The organism is Saliniferula longa (genome assembly GCF_050789285.1).
Classification (GTDB): Bacteria; Pseudomonadota; Alphaproteobacteria; order Rhodobacterales; family Rhodobacteraceae; genus CAVPWP01.
This window is the reverse complement of the sequence record NZ_JBOUVX010000002.1, coordinates 791,687-809,123: the sequence shown is the minus strand read 5'-3', so window position 1 is coordinate 809,123 and position 17,437 is coordinate 791,687. Positions and strand designations below refer to the sequence as shown.

Below are 17,437 nucleotides of genomic sequence, written 5' to 3'. Positions count from 1 at the left end.
GGTAACGGAGGTCGAGCCCCCGGCCGGATCACGCGTGACCCCTTCCACGCAACCAACCGAGGACAGCATCGCCGGGGCCCTCGCGCCGCATTTCGATGTCGCCTTCTATGTGCGCCAGTTCGAGACTTCCCCCATCCCCGAAGATCCGTTGCGCCATTACGTCGAAACGGGATGGAAAGAGGGTCTTGACCCACATCCGAACTTCTCGACCCAGCACTATCTGAGCATGAACGCCGATGTGCGCGAGAGGGGGCTGAACCCCTACTGGCATTACGTCGTCGCGGGGCGGGCCGAACGCAGGCTTCCAAGGGCCGTCGGGGGCATGAGGGTCGAGCGGCTTCGGAATCTGCGGTCGCTCGAGGCAATCAAGGCAAGCTGGACAAGGAAGGACGCCTATCCCGAAGCGCTTTCGGTCGATGACCTTTCAGGAGACGCCCGTGTTCTGGCGGCACTCAGGGCCGACCAGGTGCTGCTGAGCATCTGTCACGACCATTTCCGCCAAGTCGCAGGCGGGATTCAGCTTTGCGTGCGGCTTGAGGAACGGAAGATGCTCGATCACGGCATGGGGCATCTGGCGATCCATCCGTGGCAACCGCTTCCGACCCTTGCCGACCGGGAAAGCGACGGCCTCATGGTGCTTCATGCCCAGGGCGAAGAGATCGGACCGGTCCGCCTTGACGATCTTGGCAAGGTGATCGCCGCCAGGACGCCCCCCCAATACCCCATCTCTGTGGCGGTGCATTCGCTTCTTGGCCACGAACCCGAAGCCCTCTCGGCGTTTCTGGAAGGCTTCGCACCCCAGCAGGTGCTGTTCTGGCTGCATGACCATTTCACCCTGTGCGAAAGCTTTACGCTTCAGCGAAACACCGTGGCCTACTGCGGCGCGCCCGACCCGGCGTCGCCGGCATGCGGCATCTGCATTTACGGCGAGACTCGCGCCACCCACCTTGACCGGATGGCCGGCTTCTTCAGCGCGATGCGTCCCCTTGCGGTCGCACCGTCGTCGTTCCAGCTGGATTTCTGGCGGTCCAGGGCCGACCTGCCGCGGACGGGCGAGATCGTGCATCCCCTCGCAACGCTTGAACCGACGACGGATCAACCGCCCCCGCCACCAGACGACAGTCCGCGTCTGCGTATCGCGTTCCTCGGGTGGCCGGCCGATCACAAGGGCTGGGACACGTTTTGCGAACTGGCGCAAAAAGGCCGGTCAAGCGGTGTCGAGTTCCACTATTTCGGGTCGGCGGATATCGTCCAGAGGGGCATCGTTGCGCACCACGTGGAGGTATCGCCAGAGCGGCCAGACGCCGCGACCTTGGCGATGTGGACTTCCGCAATCGACATCGTCGTGCATTGGGCCGGATGGCCCGAGACGTTCAGCTTCACCACCCACGAGGCATTGGCCGCCGACGCGCTTGTGGTCACGTCGGCGGTGTCGGGAAACGTCGCGAACCTTGCCGGACAGGACCCCAGGGTCTTCGTCCTGCCCGATACGGAGGCGCTGATCCGCGAAGTCCTGTCGGGCGAGATCGCCGCCCTTGCCGACGCTCGCCGTGCGAAGCGAAAGCTCTCTGGCCTGATCTATTCCGGCGCTTCGGCCGACCTCGTCCTTGCCGGAGCCAAGCGCTCATGACAGTCCACTGCTACACCAGCTTTTCTCTGTCGTACCTCAGTCGGGCGCGCGTCCTTGCGGCGAGCATTCGCAAACACCACCCGGACTGGACGATCTGGGCTGTCGTCACGGATCTTCCGCCAGAACATTTCACCTTGGTCCCGGGCGAAGACTTCGACCATGTCGTATGGGCCAAAGATCTGTTTCAGGATCTGGGGGAGGCGTGGTTCTTCCAGCACAACGTGGTCGAGATCTGCACGGCCGTTAAGGGGCGCGCCGCGCAGATGATTCTCGACTCGGGAACCTGCGATAAGCTGATCTACTTCGATCCCGACATCGCGGTCTTCTCGGATCTGACGCCAATCCTCGATGCCCTCGACGAGCATTCGACCGTTCTGACGCCGCACCAGCTCACGCCGGAAACCGACGACATCGCCATTCGCGACAATGAAGTGGCGTCCCTGCACTATGGCACGTTCAATCTTGGTTTCCTTGGCCTGACTAATGACGATAGCGCGCGGGCGGTCGTGGACTGGTGGTCAGACCGGCTTGAGCGCTGGTGCCATGACCGGCTGGATATCGGGGTCTTCGTCGATCAGAAATGGTTCAACCTTGCCCCCTGCTACTTCGAAGGGGTCGGCATCTTGCGACACCCCGGCATGAATGTGGCAAGCTGGAACATCAGCCAAAGACACATCAACATCCTGGCCTCTGGCGAGATCACCGTGAACGACGCGCCCCTCGGCTTCTATCACTTCACCAAGATTGGCGGGCCCGGCGACCAGATGACCGAGCGGTACGCCGCCGGGAACCTCGCGGTTTTCGAGCTTTGGTCCTGGTATCGATTGGCGCTCGAGCGATACCAGGACCCCCGGATACCCGAGGGTTGGTGGGCATACGCGACCTTCGAGGACGGCGCGCCGATCGTGGATACCATGAGACGGCTCTATCGTGAACGAACAGATCTTCGTGCCGCCTTCCCCGACCCCTTCCGATCGGGTGCGAATTCGCTTCAGGCCTGGTTCACGGCGCGCCCCTTCGAGCTGGAGGACAGGTGAGTGGCGTCCGTCGTTCAGACCGCCTACGGCGAGATGCGGGTGACCGACACCGCATCGGATCTGATCGGGCGCAGCCTTGAACGATTTGGCAGCTGGTGCGCTTCGGAAACCGATTTCGTAAGCACTCTCCTCCGGCCCACCGATTTCCTCTGGGACGGCGGGGCCTATCTTGGAACGTTCTCGCTTGGCGTTCAGGCCAGGTCTCCGGTGAAGGTGCTTGCGATCGAGGCAAACCCCGACGTGGTTCCGCTTCTTGCAAGCAACCTGGCCGCAAACAAGAAGGCCGCCTACGGGATCGCGAGCGTCGCCCTAGGCCCGCGCAACGGCTTCGCCGAGTTGGAAGGCTCTCGTTCGAACAATCTGGGCGCCAGTCGCTTTCGCCGGGCAGACGAACGGCCCGCCGGACCGACAGCGATCAAGGCGGTGACCTTGCGCGACATGCGGGCGTGGCACGGCGACTACAGCGCGCTCAAGCTTGACATCGAAGGTGCCGAGTTCGAGGTGCTCAAGGGCGACGCCGACTATATCCGCGCGGCCAAGCCGCTTCTCTGGGTGGAGTGCAACGAGGATGCCCGGTCGCTTGACCTGGCGGACTTCTTTTCGTGGGCTGGACTCGACCCCTTGTTCGTCGCGGTGCCGGCACTACCGGAAGCGCTCGACGGGATATCACCGGAAGTCTGCGAAGGGTTCCTGCTTGGGGGATGGCGGACGCGATGCGAGGGGACGCCGGACCTGCCGCAAGGGCGGGGCTTCGTTCGGCCCATCGGGTCACGTCGCGACCTTCGTGACGCGCTTTGGGATACACCGCGCTGGGCCGACGCGGGTTGGGACAGTCTGGTGCGCTCGGAACTCGTCGCGCGGCTCAGCCGACTGACGCTTGGCCAACGGTTTCAGGACTTCATCTGATGCAGGACATCCACACGATCGTCGTCGTCTATCAATTCGGGAAGGTCGCAAGCACGTCGGTCGTCAACGCGATCAATTCCGCGCCAGGCTTTCACGCGATCCAGAGCCATCTTCTTGGCGCAGATTGCCTGATGAGGGTGGTTCCCTACATCTGTGACCCCAACACCTCGGATTATGCCGCCCAGGTCGAATTCGACCAGCTTTCGGCGGCGTTCACGACCACACGCATGCTCAACCAGGTGCGCGACGGCACGGGGCCCCGCAAGCGGTTCGTCCTTGTGACCCTGGTTCGCGAGCCCCTGTCATGGTTCCGATCTGCAATCCTGCAGGACCTGCCGCGCTACATGGTGTTGTTTCGCGGGATCGGGCGAACCCTTGAACTGGGCGACCCGGAGGCCGAGGCCGACGCGCTGTCGGCGTGTCTTCTGGTGGCACTTCGGTGGCTGTCCGAGGTGGCGGAACGGATCGAGGATCTCGCGAATATCCAATGGGGCGACCATCGCCTGAAGGCGGCCGTCGATGACGTCGTGCCGAAGGACCTGCACCATGAGTTTCTATCACTGTTTTTTGTCATGATCCGCCCGCTGAGGTGGTTCGACACCCACTACACAAGCGCGACGGGGATCACTCTCACGGAATTCCAACCCTATCGCCGCGGCATGTGGAAACGCGACCCCGACTGGGTCAACGCCTACCTGATAAGGTACGAAGACTTGCAAGAAGGATACCTTGCCCTGCGCGACGACCTTGGCCTGCCGGCCGAAGCGGTCTTGCCGCAGGACAACGTGAGCGCCACGAAGCCCCATTCGCAACCTGCTGCCCAGGCTTTTTCGTCTGGCGAAGCGGACCGGCTTCGTCGCACCCTGGGCAGGTGCGACTACGCCCGATTCTTCGGCTACAGACAGCCGGCGCAGACCTGACTGACCTCAGGCGAACTGGAAGTCGGCCGCGCTGAGGTCGGCCGCATCGAAATCGGCCAGCGTCAGCACGTCCGCACCGGGTGTCGCCAGCGTGATCCGGGTGTTCGCGCCGGACTGTTGGATGACCAGGTCCGACAGCGAGCTGACGCCCGAATGCAGCGCAAAGTTGAGAAGGTCCACCCCGTCGGTGAAGTCCTTCACCACGTCGTTGCCCCAGGCATCGTCGAAGACGAAGACATCGGCGCCGCCAAGGCCCAGCAGGAAGTCGTCGCCCGTGCCGCCGTTCAGGCTGTCGTTGCCGGCATCGCCAATCAGCGCATCGTTGCCCGCGCCGCCGAAGACGGAATCGTTCCCATCGCCGGCATAGAACAGATCGTTGCCGTTGCCGCCGATCAGCGTATCGTTGCCCCCGCGCCCGTCGAAGAGCAGGCCGGTGGCAAAGCCGGTCGCGTCGATGGCGTCGTTTCCGGTGAAGCCGTTCACCCGCTCGATCCCGAGCCAAGTGCCGATCGACAGCGACACGCCGGCGGCGTTGTTGATCTGCACCTTGTCGAAACCGGCGCCGCCATCCTGCACCACGTCGCCCGCTTCGCCGACGAAAAAGGCATCATCGCCCGCACCGCCGACGAAAGTATCGTTCCCGGTTCCGCCAAGCATCTGGTCTGCGCCGTCACCGCCTGACAGGAAGTCGTCGCCAGCGCCGCCCAGAAGAATGTCGCTTTGCGCGCTGCCAATCAGCGAGTCGTTGCCATTCTCGCCGGACAGGACCCAGGCCGTCGACGCGGTCGAGGCATTCAGGGTGTCGTTGCCGTTGAAGCCGTTGATCCGCTCGATCCCGCTCCAGCCCGAGACGTTGATCGACAGCCCGGTGGCCGAGGTGATGAAGGCCTCGTCATAGCCCACGGTGCCGGTGTCGTTCAGCGTGTCGAGCGCGTCGGCAAGGAAGTAGCGGTCCGAGTTCTCGCCACCATCCAGCGTATCAGCCCCGGTATCGCCATAGAGGGTGTCCTGATCGTTGCCACCGGTGATCAGATCATTTCCGCTGCCACCGAAGATGAGGTCGAGGCCAAAACCACCGATCAGCGTGTCGTTGCCTTCCTGACCACGGATCGTGTCCGCGCCGAAGCTGCCGTCAATGTTGTCGGTGCCGTTGCCTCCGCGAATGTCGTCGCCGCCACCGCCGCCGTTCAGGCTGTCATTGCCATCCCCGCCGTCGATCGTGTCGTTCTGGTCGCCGGCGTTGATCGTGTCATTGCCGCCATTGCCGTTCAGTTCGCGCGCGATGCCGGCGTTCCCGGTGATCAGATCGCCGAAGTCCGAGCCCGAGATGTTCTCGATGCTGATCAGCGTGTCCGTGTTGCCGTAGGTGTCGGTGAAGCTGTTGGTCACGAAGTTGAGGACGGCACCCTGGAACCCGCCCTTGTTCGTCGTGTTCCGGTAGGACGCCCAGTCGACACCCGCGCCGCCGTTCAGCGTATCGTTGCCGGCAAGTCCGCGGAAGAACTGGGTGCCACCGGCACCGGTCATGCTGTCCGCGAACTCGGTGCCTTCGATGCCCTCGATGCCGATCAGGGTATCCGACGTGCCGAAGCCGTCGTTGCTGACGGTGGCATTCGTCTCGGACGAGTAGGCCACGACGATCCCGGTGCTCAGGTTTGCGCCGTTGTCGTTCGCCTGACGGATGTCCCAGTAGTAGCTGATGAAGTCCAGCTGATCGGTCGGCTGCGTGCCGCCGTTGATCGTGTCGTTGCCCTGCCCGCCCTGGAAGTAGTCGCCGCCGCTGCCGCCCAGGATGCTGTCGTTGCCGCCCCCCCCGAAGAGGCTGAGGTTGATCGTACCGGCGCTGCCGTTCAGCGTGTCGTTCGATCCGGTGCCGATGATGGCCTCGACATCGAAGAGGAGGTCAGACGATCCGCCGACCTCGTCCACCCGCCAGTTCGACCCCGAAAGCAGAAGCGCCGAGATTCCAGCCGGAAGACTTCCATCGTCGTAGGCAACTGTATCGAAGCCACTGCCGCCGTTGACGCTGTCCTGACCGATTCCCGGCAAGATGAAATCATCCCCCGCGCCGCCGTTCAGCTGGTCGTTTCCGCCGCCGCCGATCAGCGTGTCGTCGCCGTCGCCACCGTTGATCGTGTCGTTGCCGTCCATGCCTTCCAACTCGTTGTTGTCCGCGTTGCCGGTCAGGCTGTCCCCGAACTTCGATCCCCGGACATTCTCGATGTCCACAAGCGTGTCGGCGTCGCCGAATCCATCGGTAGCGGTCCCGGTCAGCAAGTTGACCGTGACAGCACCACCCCCCTCGTATTCGGAATCGTCCCAATAGTCGACATAGTCGGTGCCATTCGACGCACCGTTGAACGTGTCATTGCCGGCCCCCCCGCGGAAGCCGAACCAGCGATCTTCATTGGCTGCACGGGTGAACGTGTCGGCATCGTTCGTGCCATGGAAATAGTGTGTGTACGTGAACGTGTCGTTCACGACGCCGCCGATGGCGCTTTGGACCGTGCCGAAGCCGTTGGCGTTGATCGTGAAGGTCAGACCGCCCGAGCCCGTGACGTCGAGGTAGAAGATGTCGATCCCCTCGCCGGCGTTCCAAAGGCCCTCGTGGCCCAGGACGGTGTTCGTGCCGCGCCCCGGTTCGACGAAGTCGCCGAAGCCGTTCGACGCCACGCTTCCGCCCGAGGCATCGAGAAGGTCGTTTCCGTCGCCGCCCCGCAGATTGTCCTGGCCATCGCCGCCGCGCAGCGTGTCGTTGCCGCCTTCGCCGCGCAGCGTGTCATCGCCCGCCCCGCCAAGCAGCGAGTCGTCGCCCAGGTCGGCCCGAAACCAGTTGTCCTCGGCATTGCCGATCATGGTGGCGTTGAAGGCGCCGCGGAACTCGGCCTCTTCGATGTTCAGGATCGTGTCGAACACGCCCGGACTGGGCGCGTCGTAAAGCCGACCCAGCGAAAGGTCGAGCACCGGCTGAAGCGATCCGGGCGCGAAACCGTCGCCCTCGAAATCGCGGAAGTAGAAATCGCGGCCCGCGCCGCCATCCACCGAGTCGATGCCCCGACCGTCATCGAGGAAATCGTCGCCGTCGCCGCCCAGAAGGGTGTCGTTCCCTTCCCCGCCGCGCAGCTCGTCGTTGCCTTGCCCGCCGACAAGCGAGTCGTTGCCGTCTTCCCCCTCAAGCGTGTCGTTGCCGTTCACGCCCGACAGCGTGTCGTTCCCGCCCCGGCCGCGCAGATGGTTGTCGCCCGCGTTGCCCGTGATCGTGTCGTTTCCGTTCCGCGATCCGCGCACGGCCTCGATGTTGCTGATCGTGTGGCTGAACGCCTGGGCGGGCGCCCCATCATAGGAGATGGTGCCCGTCGCCGTTCCGCCCCCCAGATTGACGTTGACCGCGACGGCATCGTCATAGCGCACCCAGTCGAAGCCAGCGCCCCCGTTCAGCGTGTCGGCGCCGCCGTAAAGCCAGAACTGCTCGTCTCCGGTGCCGCCGATGATCGTATCGGTGCGGTTCGAGGCGCGGATCTCCCGAAAGTACCCCGCACCCGAGATCGTTTCGGTGTTGCCGAAGCCGTCGTTGATGATCTGGCCCGATCCAAGGCCCAGGTTCACGTTCACGCCGAAGGGCGACGGGCTGAAATCGACCGCGCGCCCCAGTTCCAGCGAAACTTCGGTCCGCCCCCCTTCAAGCGAATAGCTGTCGAGGCCCGCGCCGGGACGGATGAAGACAAGAAAGCCACCAAGCGTGTTGTAGTCGATCGCGAAGCTGTCGCCGCCGTTCGAGCCGACGATGCGGAAGCCATCGGCCGTGAGCGCCGAATTCCGTGCCCCCAGCACTGTGTCTGTGCCGTTCACGCCCTTGTTCACGACGACGGTGTCGTCGTCCACGTCCAGCGTCACCGACAGCGGCGCACCGAGGTTCTGATAATTGATTTCGACGAAGTTCGACACGACGTCCTGCAGATCGATCGTGTCGTTGCCGGTCGATCCGTTGATGAAGTCGAAATCGAAGTCGAAGTCGTCGGAACCGGGGTTGATGTAGTCGTCGCCACCGCCGCCGTCGATGGTGTCACCGCCCTGGTCGCCGTAGATCGTGTCGTTGCCTCCGTTGCCGAAAAGCTCATCATTGCCGCCCCGGCCGCGCAGGAATTCGTTCGCACCGCTCCCGAAGATCTGGTCATCGTTGAAACGGCTGCCGTCCACACGCTCGATGCTGGTCAGGCTGTGCGTGAAGCCAAAGACATTCCCGCGCCAGTCGATCGTCCCGGTCGCCGTACCCGCTCCAAGGTCGACGACAAGATTGAACACTTCGCCTTGGTCATACCTGACGCGGTCGAAGCCGTTGCCGCCGTTAAGCGTGTCGTTGCCTCCAAGAAGACCGAAGGTTTCGTCGGCTGCGCTTCCGATGATGCTGTCGTTGTTGTTCGTCCCCCGGATGCGCTGGATATAGCCACCGTTCGAAGTGCTGATCGTCTCGGCGTTACCGAAGCCGTCGTTGAAGATCTGACCCGTCGCAAGGTTGATGCTGAGCCCCTGCGTCGCGCCGTTGAAGTTGGCGTCCTCGTCGAAGTTGATGCGGCCGAGGGCGGCGCCACTGATGAGGTAGCTGTCGACGCCGCGGCCCGGAGTGATCTCGAAAAAGGCGCCGAACGGGTTGCTCCCGTTCAGGTTCGTCAGATTGAAGGTGTCCGCCAGATCCGTACCGAACAGCCCGAAGCCGATGTCGTTGTAAAGCGCGACGTCGAAACCGATGATCGTGTCGGTGTGGGTGCCGTTCTTGGTGATCGTGTCGGCCGCCCCGCCACCGCTGAGGTTGGCGACGATCCCCGTGTTGAAGGGCGCGTAGTAGTTGCCGAGATCACCGTAGTATAGGAACGTGTAGGCCGTCGACATGTCCGTCAGGTTGATCGTGTCGTTGCCCGAGCCCGGCCGGATGTCGTCGAAATCGTTGCTTCCCCCTGGATTGAGCGAATCGTTGCCCGCACCGCCGACGATCGTGTCGTTTCCGCCGTTGCCGAAGATCGTGTCGTTGCCCGCGCCGCCGTCGAAGAAGTCGTCGAACTCGGTCCCGATGAAGAGGTCGTTCTGGGTCGTCGTTGCCCGAGGGCTTGTCGCCACGTTCCAGGTTTCGCCTGCGGCATAGGGGCTTGCCGCCGGACCCTCGGACAGGATCGCCCCTTCGAAAGCGATAAAGCCGCTCAGATTGGTCAAGCCGGGATTGGCCCCGAAAAGCGGGATGTAGAACTCGGTATTCGTGTCGGCGTCGAACAGCGCCAGGATCTGGGTCGACTGGTTGCCGCCCCCGGTGTTCCAGACGATTGTCCCGAAGTAGGTCGCCTCGAAGGGCCCCTCCTGGTTCAGCGATACGCCATCGACGCGGATATCGGATGAATTGACGTCGACGAAGTCCACCTCGGGCAACTCGCCCGGCGGTGCATCGAGGATGGAATAGGCGAACGCAGGGGTGACGCCTTCGGAGAAGACCAGTTCAAACGTCGTCAGCGCGAACCCTACCGGATCGTCGTTGCTGTCGTAAGTCACCTTGTAAGCGGTGAAGGAATACGTCGTCATGAGGCCCCCCGGTCCCAGAAAATGGTCCTTGGGCCACGACGCTGCCGATCTGCGGATCTGGCAATGGGGTCGCGCCCCGAAACTCTTTCGATGATTGTGATGGAGGCCATGCTTTCAGGTCAACGCTTTTCTGCCGCTGGAAAACCCCCTTGGCCGACCGTGGTTGACGGCGCGGCGCGATCGGGGCCAGTGTCGCCCGCACCGCAAGAACTGGATGATCGACTGACATGCTTTCCGAATCCGCCGCCGGCGTCTTCACCATCGCCGCCACGCCGTTTCTGCCCGACGGCGCGCTCGATCTTGCCAGCGTCGACCGCGCGACCGACTTCTACGTCGGGGCCGGTGCGACGGGGCTGACCATCCTTGGCATCATGGGCGAAGCCGGGAAGCTGACCCAGGACGAGGCGCTTCAGGTCGTTACGCGCGTGACCGCGCGCGCGGGCATTCCCGTCGTCGTCGGCGTCTCGGCCCCGGGCTTTGCCGCGATCGAGGCGCTGGCCAAGGCCGCGATGGACAGGGGCGCCGCAGGCGTGATGGTCGCCCCGCCCGGACACCTGCGCACCGACGCCCAGATCACCGGCTATTTCCGCACCGTGGCCGAGGTGCTTGGCGATATCCCATTTGTCCTTCAGGACTTTCCTCTGGTTACGGGCGTCACGCTCGACCCATCGGTGATCCTGCGGATCGTCGAGGACTGCCCGACCTGCGTGATGCTCAAGCACGAGGACTGGCCCGGCCTCGACAAGATCACGACGCTGCGCCGGGCCTCGGACAAGGGCGCGCGACGGATTTCTATCCTGTGCGGCAACGGCGGGCTGTTCCTGCCCGAAGAGGTCGCGCGCGGGGCCGACGGCGCGATGACCGGCTTCGCCTATCCCGAGATGATGCGCGACGTGGTCGCTGCGGCGAAGGCCGGAGACATGGAACGCGCCCACGACATCTTCGACATCTACCTGCCGCTCATCCGGTTCGAGACGCAGCCCGGCCTTGGCCTTGCGATCCGCAAGGAGGTGCTGGCCCGCCGCGGCGCGATCGCGCATGCGACGGTGCGGCGTCCCGGCCCGAAGCTCACGCCCGAGACGATGGCCGAGCTTGACCGGCTGCTCGTGCGGCTCGAGGCGCGGCGCGGGGCGCAGTAGGCCAAGGCGGGGACAGGAACCGCAACTGCCGTGCGCTGCGTTCGCGCGGGTGTCCGCTTGGCCGCGGCGCACTCCGCCGGCGGAGCGGATTCTAGCTTTGCGGGTCCGCCTGCCCCAGGGTCGTGATGGGCGGCGCGTAGAACTCCACCTGCGCGCCGGTCGAGCTGCGGACCGTCGTCTTCACGATGCTGTCGTCCTGTAGGTCGGCGACAGGCAGCCGAATGGCGAAGGCCTTCGGCGCGTTCTCAAGACCCGGGAAGTACTTCCCGAAGTCGGACACGACATAGGGTCCAAGCTCCAGCGCCCCCAGCGAGACATTGTCGACCGACAGGTCCACCTCGGCGATGTCGTGGCCATCGTTCAAGTCGACGGCCCAGCCACTGATGTAAAGGTCCTTGCCGCCGCGCACCGGCACCCAGCAGTCGGCCCGGCCGCCGGTGGGTGGGCGCTTCAAGTCGATGGGCGGAAAGCGCGCGGGCTCGCGCAAGGTGATCGCGTAGAGGTCCTGATTCAGATAGAGGCCGCGCCGGAAGACCTGCACCTGCGCATCCGGCGAGATGAACTCGGCGATCTGCCGGCGCATGAACGCATCGGTCACGGTCGTCATCCCATAGATGTCCGTCGAAAGCGTCCTGCTTTCGGACGTGTGCTCATAGACGATCCCGGTCTGCTCGATCCCGTCGAGGTTTCGGGTTCCCAGAACCGTGCCGGCCTCGCGCGCGGTCACGAACAGGACGCCGTCATCTTCAAGCAGCGACGCCAGCTTCTTCAGCCACCGACCGAACAACCCCTCGGGAAGATGCGTGAACAGCGACATTGCGGTGATCGCGTCGAACTTGCGGTCGCAAACGATCTTGTCGGGATCGTCATAGGAAAGGATCGTGTTGACCCCGAAGTACGACTTCTGGAACGCCATCGCGTCGGCATAGATGTCCGACACCCAGATACGTTCCTTCGGGATGTAGTGCATCAGATAGCGGGTCGCGCGCCCGTGGCCGCTGGCGAATTCAAGTACGGACCCGATGTTGTCCGGACCTCCGAAGAAGTGGTCGTAGAACTGTCGCATCGCGTCGTGGGTACAGCGCCCGGATTCGATGTACTTGAAGTAGGCGAAATCGGTAGTGTGTTTCACCGCGATCGCGTTGTGATACATCTCGTCCTGCTCGCCGATCGCGCCGTGGAAGTCGTCGGGCGCAATTCCCAGACCAGTTAGGTAATCCTCGATACAGCGTCGCGTGAAATCCGAGATATCGAGGTTTGTGACGAGGCCGCCCATGAACTTCCCCTTGCGCAGTAGCTTTCGCGGCAAGAGTGCGGCATGTCGGAGTGGGGATGCAAGCCGGAAGCCCGGCGGCCGCTCGGTTCGGGTGGCATGGCAGACGGATCATGGAGGCACCGCGACGGGGGCGTACCGGCGTAGACGTCGGCCGCCGGTTCGCCCGGCAGCGCCGCGTGCACGTCTGTCAGAACCCTGCGGCCATACTGGCGTGATGACCCGCGGACGCTGGTGCATCCCGAAGCGCCCGCCAGCGGGCCAAGGGCTCGGGGCGAAGCTCATGGGTCTCATGCCCGAACAGTGCGGGCCCGTCTCGCACCCCAAGGCGACGCCGTCTGCCGAAACTTCCGTGGTCTTCTCCACCGCCTGACCGCCGTGTCGAAAGGGTTTCCGGTGTGACACCCCTCAGCGAAGTGACCGAAGTTCGATCGTGGCCTGCGTCCCGGTCGAGGCGATGTCGTAGCGCGCCTCGATTTCGGCGATGTCCTTGCCTTGGTCAGACACGCTGAGCGAAGCTTCGGCCGAGGACAGGTCTGGCGGGAAGTCGCCTTTGCGGCGCAGCGTTAGAGAGGTCGCGCTGCCGTCTTCGAAGCGGACGTCGATCGTCACGTAATCGGGGGTCCCTCCGGGCGTCTTCACGACCACCAGATCGGGGTCGCCGCCGCCCAGCGGCAGGACCATGCGTCCCGTCCTGTCCAGAGACATCGCCGCCCCGCCGGGCTGCGAGCGGGCAAGGTCGAGGGCGCCAAGCACCTGGCGCAAGGTGCTGATGCTTGACAGGTTCTCGGTATAGGGCAGTTCCCAGATCACCAGATCATGCTCGGCGCGCAGAAACGCCCCTGACAGGGCGAAGACTTCCATCGCCGAGGCCGAGCCGCCGCCCGACACCGAGAAATTGTCGACGTCCGCCTGGAACGCACCGGCCATGGCGTCCGCCACCCGGTAGTAATCCCGCCGGCGCCGATCCGAGAAGCTGGTTCCCACAAGGGCGATGCGGGGCATCGAGGCGGCGCCATCGAGCAGCCCCAGCCCCGAGGCCGGAAAGACGGGAACGGCCGCGACCTCGGGTTCGGGACGAAGACCGCAGACGTCCTCGGCCACGTCGGACAGCGACCCGGGTTCGTCCAGCATCTCGACGTCGGCCGGGAAGGACGGGAGGACGGTGCCGGCGTTCGGGAACAGGTCGGGGTGCCGTTGTGCGACCGCTTCGGCCATGACCAGGGCGCTGGCCACGACGCCGGTCGGCGTCCAGTGCGTGTCGCGGCGGAAGTAATACGCCCCGCGAAGCCCTTCGTCGCGTGTCATCGCGGCCCGAAGGTCGGGCATGATTGCGCCGGTCTGGGCAACCTGCTGCACCATCCGCGAGAACGAGGCGTCGGCCGCCTCGACGTCGAGACCGACGCGACCGCCCGCCGTGGCATCGAAGGCGGCCTGCCCGGCGATCGACGGGCGCGGCGGCGGCATCAGGATCGCCAGCGGAACGCCCTGGTCGGCGAACGCCGTCACGATCTGGCCGACAAGCGCCAGGGCTTCTGGCTTGAGGTCGTATTCCGCGTCAAGCTGATCGCCTGTGAAGATCCAGCCGGTCCCCGCGTCACTGACGATGGGGAACAGGCTGCGATACTTGGCCGGCAGCGTCTCCTCGGACAGGAAGTCCTCGCAATAGGGCTGTGCGATGGACGGCAGGCCCGCCAGCAGGCAGGCGGCGGCAAGCGCGAGGGTGCGGGTCATTCGATCCTCCAGGTATTCAGGTAACGTTCGGGGATTTCCCAGATCACAAGCTGGGGGCGCGGCGCGGTGTCGGCGAGGGACGCCAGAAACCGGTCCATCGGCACGAAGGGGCCAAGACCGGCTTCGGCATGATTGACGAGGTCGGCGTCGAGTTCGGATTTGAGGAACCCCTCGAAATGGAACTCGGACCTTGCGGAATAGCTGGTTCCGACAAGCGCGACAGGCACCTCGGCGTCGCCGAACAGGTCCAGCGCGGTTCCCCCGGAGGAAGCGGTCTCTTCATTGGTCTCGAAGACCTCGATGGTCTCGTGAAGGATGGAGAACCGCGCGCGGAACGGGCCCACGTCCGCGAATGCCAGAAGGTCGCCGTCGAAGCCGGCCTCGTCGACGCGGCGCGACGCGAAGTCCTTGACCGGCAGACCGGTCGGCCCAAGCGCATCGGCGATCTGTCGGGCCGCCCGCGCGGCCCCGGCCGGGCTCCAGTGGGTGTCGGTCTTCATGAAGCCCACCGCCGCATCCCGCCCTGCCGACAAGGCCTGCCTGAGATCGATCGCCGGATACCCGCGTGCCTGCAGCCCATCGAGCAGCGTCTGGTAACGCAGGTCGAACCGGGGTGACCGCTGGCGGGGCAGGTGAGCGGCCATGATCCGGGCCTTGTCGGGGACGATCACCGGGACAAGCCGGATGCCTTGTGCCGACAACACGTCGCGCGCACGCTCCAGTTCCGCCCAGACGTCGCGGGTGTCCTGCGGGGCCTGGAATTCCTCGGCGGTGAAGATCCACCCGTCCTCGCCCAGAACGGCCCCCTCCGCCACCTCTCCCAGCAGGGCAAGGCCAAGGGCATTCCAGAGATGAATCGCAAGATCCCGGCCGGGCAGTTCCCGCTCGAAGCGCTCTTCATAGATCCTCTGGTAAGCGCCATCGAAGACGCGCGCGTCGGATACACGGGCATCGGCAGCAGCAAGCGCGAATACCCCCGGGATCGCGACGAGGGTGCACAGCGTCGCGGCTAGGCCGATCATGTGGGAACGTGAAACGAAATCCATCTGCCCCGCCGCCTAGAACTGGAAATACAGGAAGGGAGAGTCGCTGCGCGCCTGAAGGACGACGGCGCAAAGCAGGAACAGGACGACCGGCGCGACCGCCGACACCGCCCCCAGGGCGATGCCCCCGCGCAAGGCAATGGCCCGGCCGGCAAACAGGTGCCGTCCGGCGGGGGCGACCGACAGCAGACAACCGACGCCCAGGAAAAGAAGCTCGCTCGACCGGGTCAGAAGCATGGTTTCCGGTCCCGGCGCGATCCCGTGAAGGCCAAGCATTCCACCATAGACGACGACGGCGTGCCCCACCGTTTCGGCGCGGAACATGACCCAGCCAATCATCACCAGCACCATCGTCACCGGCCAGGCGACAGGTCCCGGCAAGATCGTTCCCCGCGCCTTGATCCCGCAGGCCCGTTCGATCGCCATCCACCCGCCGTGCCAGAGGCCCCACAGCAAGAAGGTCCAGTTCGCCCCGTGCCAGAGGCCGCCCAGCGCCATTGTCAGGACCAGGTTGCGATAGGTCGCAAGGCGTCCCGCACGGTTGCCGCCCAACGGGATGTAGAGGTAATCGCGCAGCCAGTTCGACAGGCTGATGTGCCAGCGGTGCCAGAACTCGGTGATCGAACGGCTGATGTGGGGCACATCGAAGTTCTCGACGAAGCGGAAGCCGATCATCAGACCCAGCCCGATCGCCATGGCCGAGTAGCCTGCAAAATCGAAGAAAAGCTGGATCGAATAGGCCAGCGCGCCCAGCCAGGCCTCGGCCATCGTCGGGGCATCAAGCGCGAAGATACGGTCGGCCAGCGGCGCCACGCTGTCGGCGACAAGCAGCTTCATCGCAAGCCCGGTGACAAAGCGCTTCGCGCCCTGCGTGAAAAGCGCGAGGCTGTGTTCGCGTTCGACGATCTGTGCGGCAAGGTCCTTGTAGCGAAGAATCGGCCCGGCGATGAGCTGTGGAAACAGGGTCGAGAAGGCGAGGAAGTCGATCAGTCGGCGTGCCGGCGGAGCGTCGCCGCGCGCGACGTCGATGATGTAGCTGATCGACTGGAACACCAGGAACGACAGGCCGATCGGCAGGACGATCTCGGGCAGGGTCAGGGCGGCGTTCGACTCGATGCCAAACTTCGCCGCGACGTCGTCGTAGGCGCCGGTCAGGAAATAGCTGTACTTGAACCAGCCCAGGGCCACCAGGTTCGCAGACACCCCCAGACGCACCCAACGACGCTTTCGCGCCGGGCCGCCCGCGCGGACGGCAAGCCCGCCCGTGGCATAGCTGACCGCCGCGATGGCAAGGACAAGGGCAAGATACCCGGCCTTCCACCAGCCGTAGAAGACGCAGCTTGCGGCGACGATCACGAAGGTCCGCCAGCTTCGGGGAACGACATAGTAGATCGCGAGGAACGCGGGCAGGAACCCGAAGATGAATATCGGCGTCGAGAAGATCACCGCGGCGCCTCAGTTGCCGCTGACCACGGGGCCGTAGGCATCCTCGATCAGTTCGACCTGTCCCCCGCGCACCAGAAAGGTCACGTTCTGACCGCGCCGAAGCCGAAGGTCGAAACTTGCCAGCGCCTCACCGGTCGCGGCGCTCTCGACGGCAAGCCGGACGTCGACCGGATTGACTGCCCGGGCGGCCGCCGACAGCGGCGGAGTCGGCGCGACGACTTCGAGTCCCTGCGTCGGCTCCACAAGCCGGACGTCGGCGTCCGATGCGTTCAGCACCGTCAGATAAACCTTCGCGCGATCCGCGCGGGCAGGCTCGGGAACAAGATGCACCGCGCCGGCGGCGTCGGCCAGCAGGGCATAGAACCCGCCCGCCTGAGAGAATCCGAACTCGGCAGCACTGAGCGAGGAAAACGCCGCCCCATTTCCCGCAATCGCATCGACGGCAAAGGCCGGAAGACCGGTGGTCTCGCGCGGCTTGTCTGTGTCGATGAACGATCGCACGAAGATCGCGTCGTCGGGCGGTGTATCGGTGTAAAGGACATCCTGCGCGACCGCAGCCTGCCCGCCGACGGCGATCAGCAGCGCCGCGGCAAGCCCACGGGCGTCGCAAATGTCAGTTCTTCTGGTGCGAAGCACAGTGTCCCTGCCTCCCTTTCTTTATCCTTCGTTGCGCAACAGAGGGGCAAAATTGTGGTAAATGTTGAACGACTTTGCGGGGCGAGCCACTGGTGTCGGCCGCGGCCG

General features: G+C 64.6%; 11 protein-coding genes. 5 read left to right on the top strand and 6 right to left on the bottom strand.

The annotated features are described in order from the left end of the window. The first annotated feature begins 34 nt into the window (after nt 1-34). The 4 genes from ACRDNQ_RS10480 to ACRDNQ_RS10465 are packed head-to-tail and all read left to right on the top strand — an operon-like array spanning nt 35 to nt 4,493. On the top strand, nt 35-1,630 hold the full coding sequence (locus ACRDNQ_RS10480; protein WP_431828591.1) for a glycosyltransferase family protein: 1,596 nt from the start codon (nt 35-37) through the stop codon (nt 1,628-1,630). Further along, nucleotides 1,627-2,667, top strand: coding sequence for a hypothetical protein (locus tag ACRDNQ_RS10475; RefSeq protein ID WP_431828590.1), 1,041 nt, complete (start codon nt 1,627-1,629; stop codon nt 2,665-2,667). Before ACRDNQ_RS10480 ends, ACRDNQ_RS10475 begins: the two co-directional genes overlap by 4 nt. After that, on the top strand, nt 2,668-3,573 hold the full coding sequence (locus tag ACRDNQ_RS10470; RefSeq protein WP_431828589.1) for an FkbM family methyltransferase: 906 nt from the start codon (nt 2,668-2,670) through the stop codon (nt 3,571-3,573). Then, nucleotides 3,573-4,493: a hypothetical protein gene (locus ACRDNQ_RS10465; RefSeq protein ID WP_431828588.1), complete on the top strand. Its 921-nt coding sequence runs from the start codon at nt 3,573-3,575 to the stop codon at nt 4,491-4,493. Before ACRDNQ_RS10470 ends, ACRDNQ_RS10465 begins: the two co-directional genes overlap by 1 nt. 6 nt (nt 4,494-4,499) lie before the next feature. Here ACRDNQ_RS10465 and ACRDNQ_RS10460 read toward each other — a convergent pair whose 3' ends face one another. Then, nucleotides 4,500-10,058, bottom strand: a complete 5,559-nt coding sequence (locus ACRDNQ_RS10460) for a beta strand repeat-containing protein (protein ID WP_431828587.1) — start codon at nt 10,056-10,058, stop codon at nt 4,500-4,502. A gap of 227 nt (nt 10,059-10,285) precedes the next feature. Between ACRDNQ_RS10460 and ACRDNQ_RS10455 the strand changes: the two genes are divergently transcribed. Continuing rightward, the gene (locus ACRDNQ_RS10455) at nt 10,286-11,197 is read left to right on the top strand and encodes a dihydrodipicolinate synthase family protein (protein WP_431828586.1); all 912 of its coding nucleotides are present in this window, start codon (nt 10,286-10,288) and stop codon (nt 11,195-11,197) included. A 91-nt stretch (nt 11,198-11,288) separates the two neighbouring features. On the opposite strand, the gene ACRDNQ_RS10450 is transcribed toward ACRDNQ_RS10455, so the two are convergent. From ACRDNQ_RS10450 to ACRDNQ_RS10430, 5 genes are all read right to left on the bottom strand, one after another. Then, on the bottom strand, nt 11,289-12,473 hold the full coding sequence (locus tag ACRDNQ_RS10450) for a methyltransferase (RefSeq protein ID WP_431828585.1): 1,185 nt from the start codon (nt 12,471-12,473) through the stop codon (nt 11,289-11,291). Between the two features lie 405 nt (nt 12,474-12,878). Continuing rightward, nucleotides 12,879-14,204 (bottom strand): alginate O-acetyltransferase AlgX-related protein, encoded by a 1,326-nt coding sequence (locus tag ACRDNQ_RS10445; RefSeq protein WP_431828584.1) that lies wholly within the window; start codon nt 14,202-14,204, stop codon nt 12,879-12,881. Further along, nucleotides 14,201-15,226 (bottom strand): alginate O-acetyltransferase AlgX-related protein, encoded by a 1,026-nt coding sequence (locus ACRDNQ_RS10440; protein WP_431828583.1) that lies wholly within the window; start codon nt 15,224-15,226, stop codon nt 14,201-14,203. The genes ACRDNQ_RS10445 and ACRDNQ_RS10440 overlap by 4 nt, the downstream gene beginning before the upstream one ends. A 36-nt stretch (nt 15,227-15,262) precedes the next feature. After that, on the bottom strand, nt 15,263-16,693 hold the full coding sequence (locus ACRDNQ_RS10435) for an MBOAT family O-acyltransferase (RefSeq protein ID WP_431828582.1): 1,431 nt from the start codon (nt 16,691-16,693) through the stop codon (nt 15,263-15,265). A 9-nt stretch (nt 16,694-16,702) separates the two neighbouring features. Continuing rightward, nucleotides 16,703-17,329, bottom strand: a complete 627-nt coding sequence (locus ACRDNQ_RS10430) for a hypothetical protein (RefSeq protein WP_431828581.1) — start codon at nt 17,327-17,329, stop codon at nt 16,703-16,705. Nucleotides 17,330-17,437: the final 108 nt, after the last annotated feature.

What these genes read in the sequence shown, in the direction of transcription:
- ACRDNQ_RS10475 (WP_431828590.1), top strand. Translation starts at nt 1,627, where the DNA reads ATGACAGTCCACTGCTACACCAGCTTTTCTCTGTCGTACCTCAGTCGG.
- ACRDNQ_RS10465 (WP_431828588.1), top strand. Translation starts at nt 3,573, where the DNA reads ATGCAGGACATCCACACGATCGTCGTCGTCTATCAATTCGGGAAGGTC.
- ACRDNQ_RS10460 (WP_431828587.1), bottom strand. Translation starts at nt 10,058, where the DNA reads ATGACGACGTATTCCTTCACCGCTTACAAGGTGACTTACGACAGCAAC.
- ACRDNQ_RS10455 (WP_431828586.1), top strand. Translation starts at nt 10,286, where the DNA reads ATGCTTTCCGAATCCGCCGCCGGCGTCTTCACCATCGCCGCCACGCCG.
- ACRDNQ_RS10450 (WP_431828585.1), bottom strand. Translation starts at nt 12,473, where the DNA reads ATGGGCGGCCTCGTCACAAACCTCGATATCTCGGATTTCACGCGACGC.
- ACRDNQ_RS10445 (WP_431828584.1), bottom strand. Translation starts at nt 14,204, where the DNA reads ATGACCCGCACCCTCGCGCTTGCCGCCGCCTGCCTGCTGGCGGGCCTG.
- ACRDNQ_RS10440 (WP_431828583.1), bottom strand. Translation starts at nt 15,226, where the DNA reads ATGATCGGCCTAGCCGCGACGCTGTGCACCCTCGTCGCGATCCCGGGG.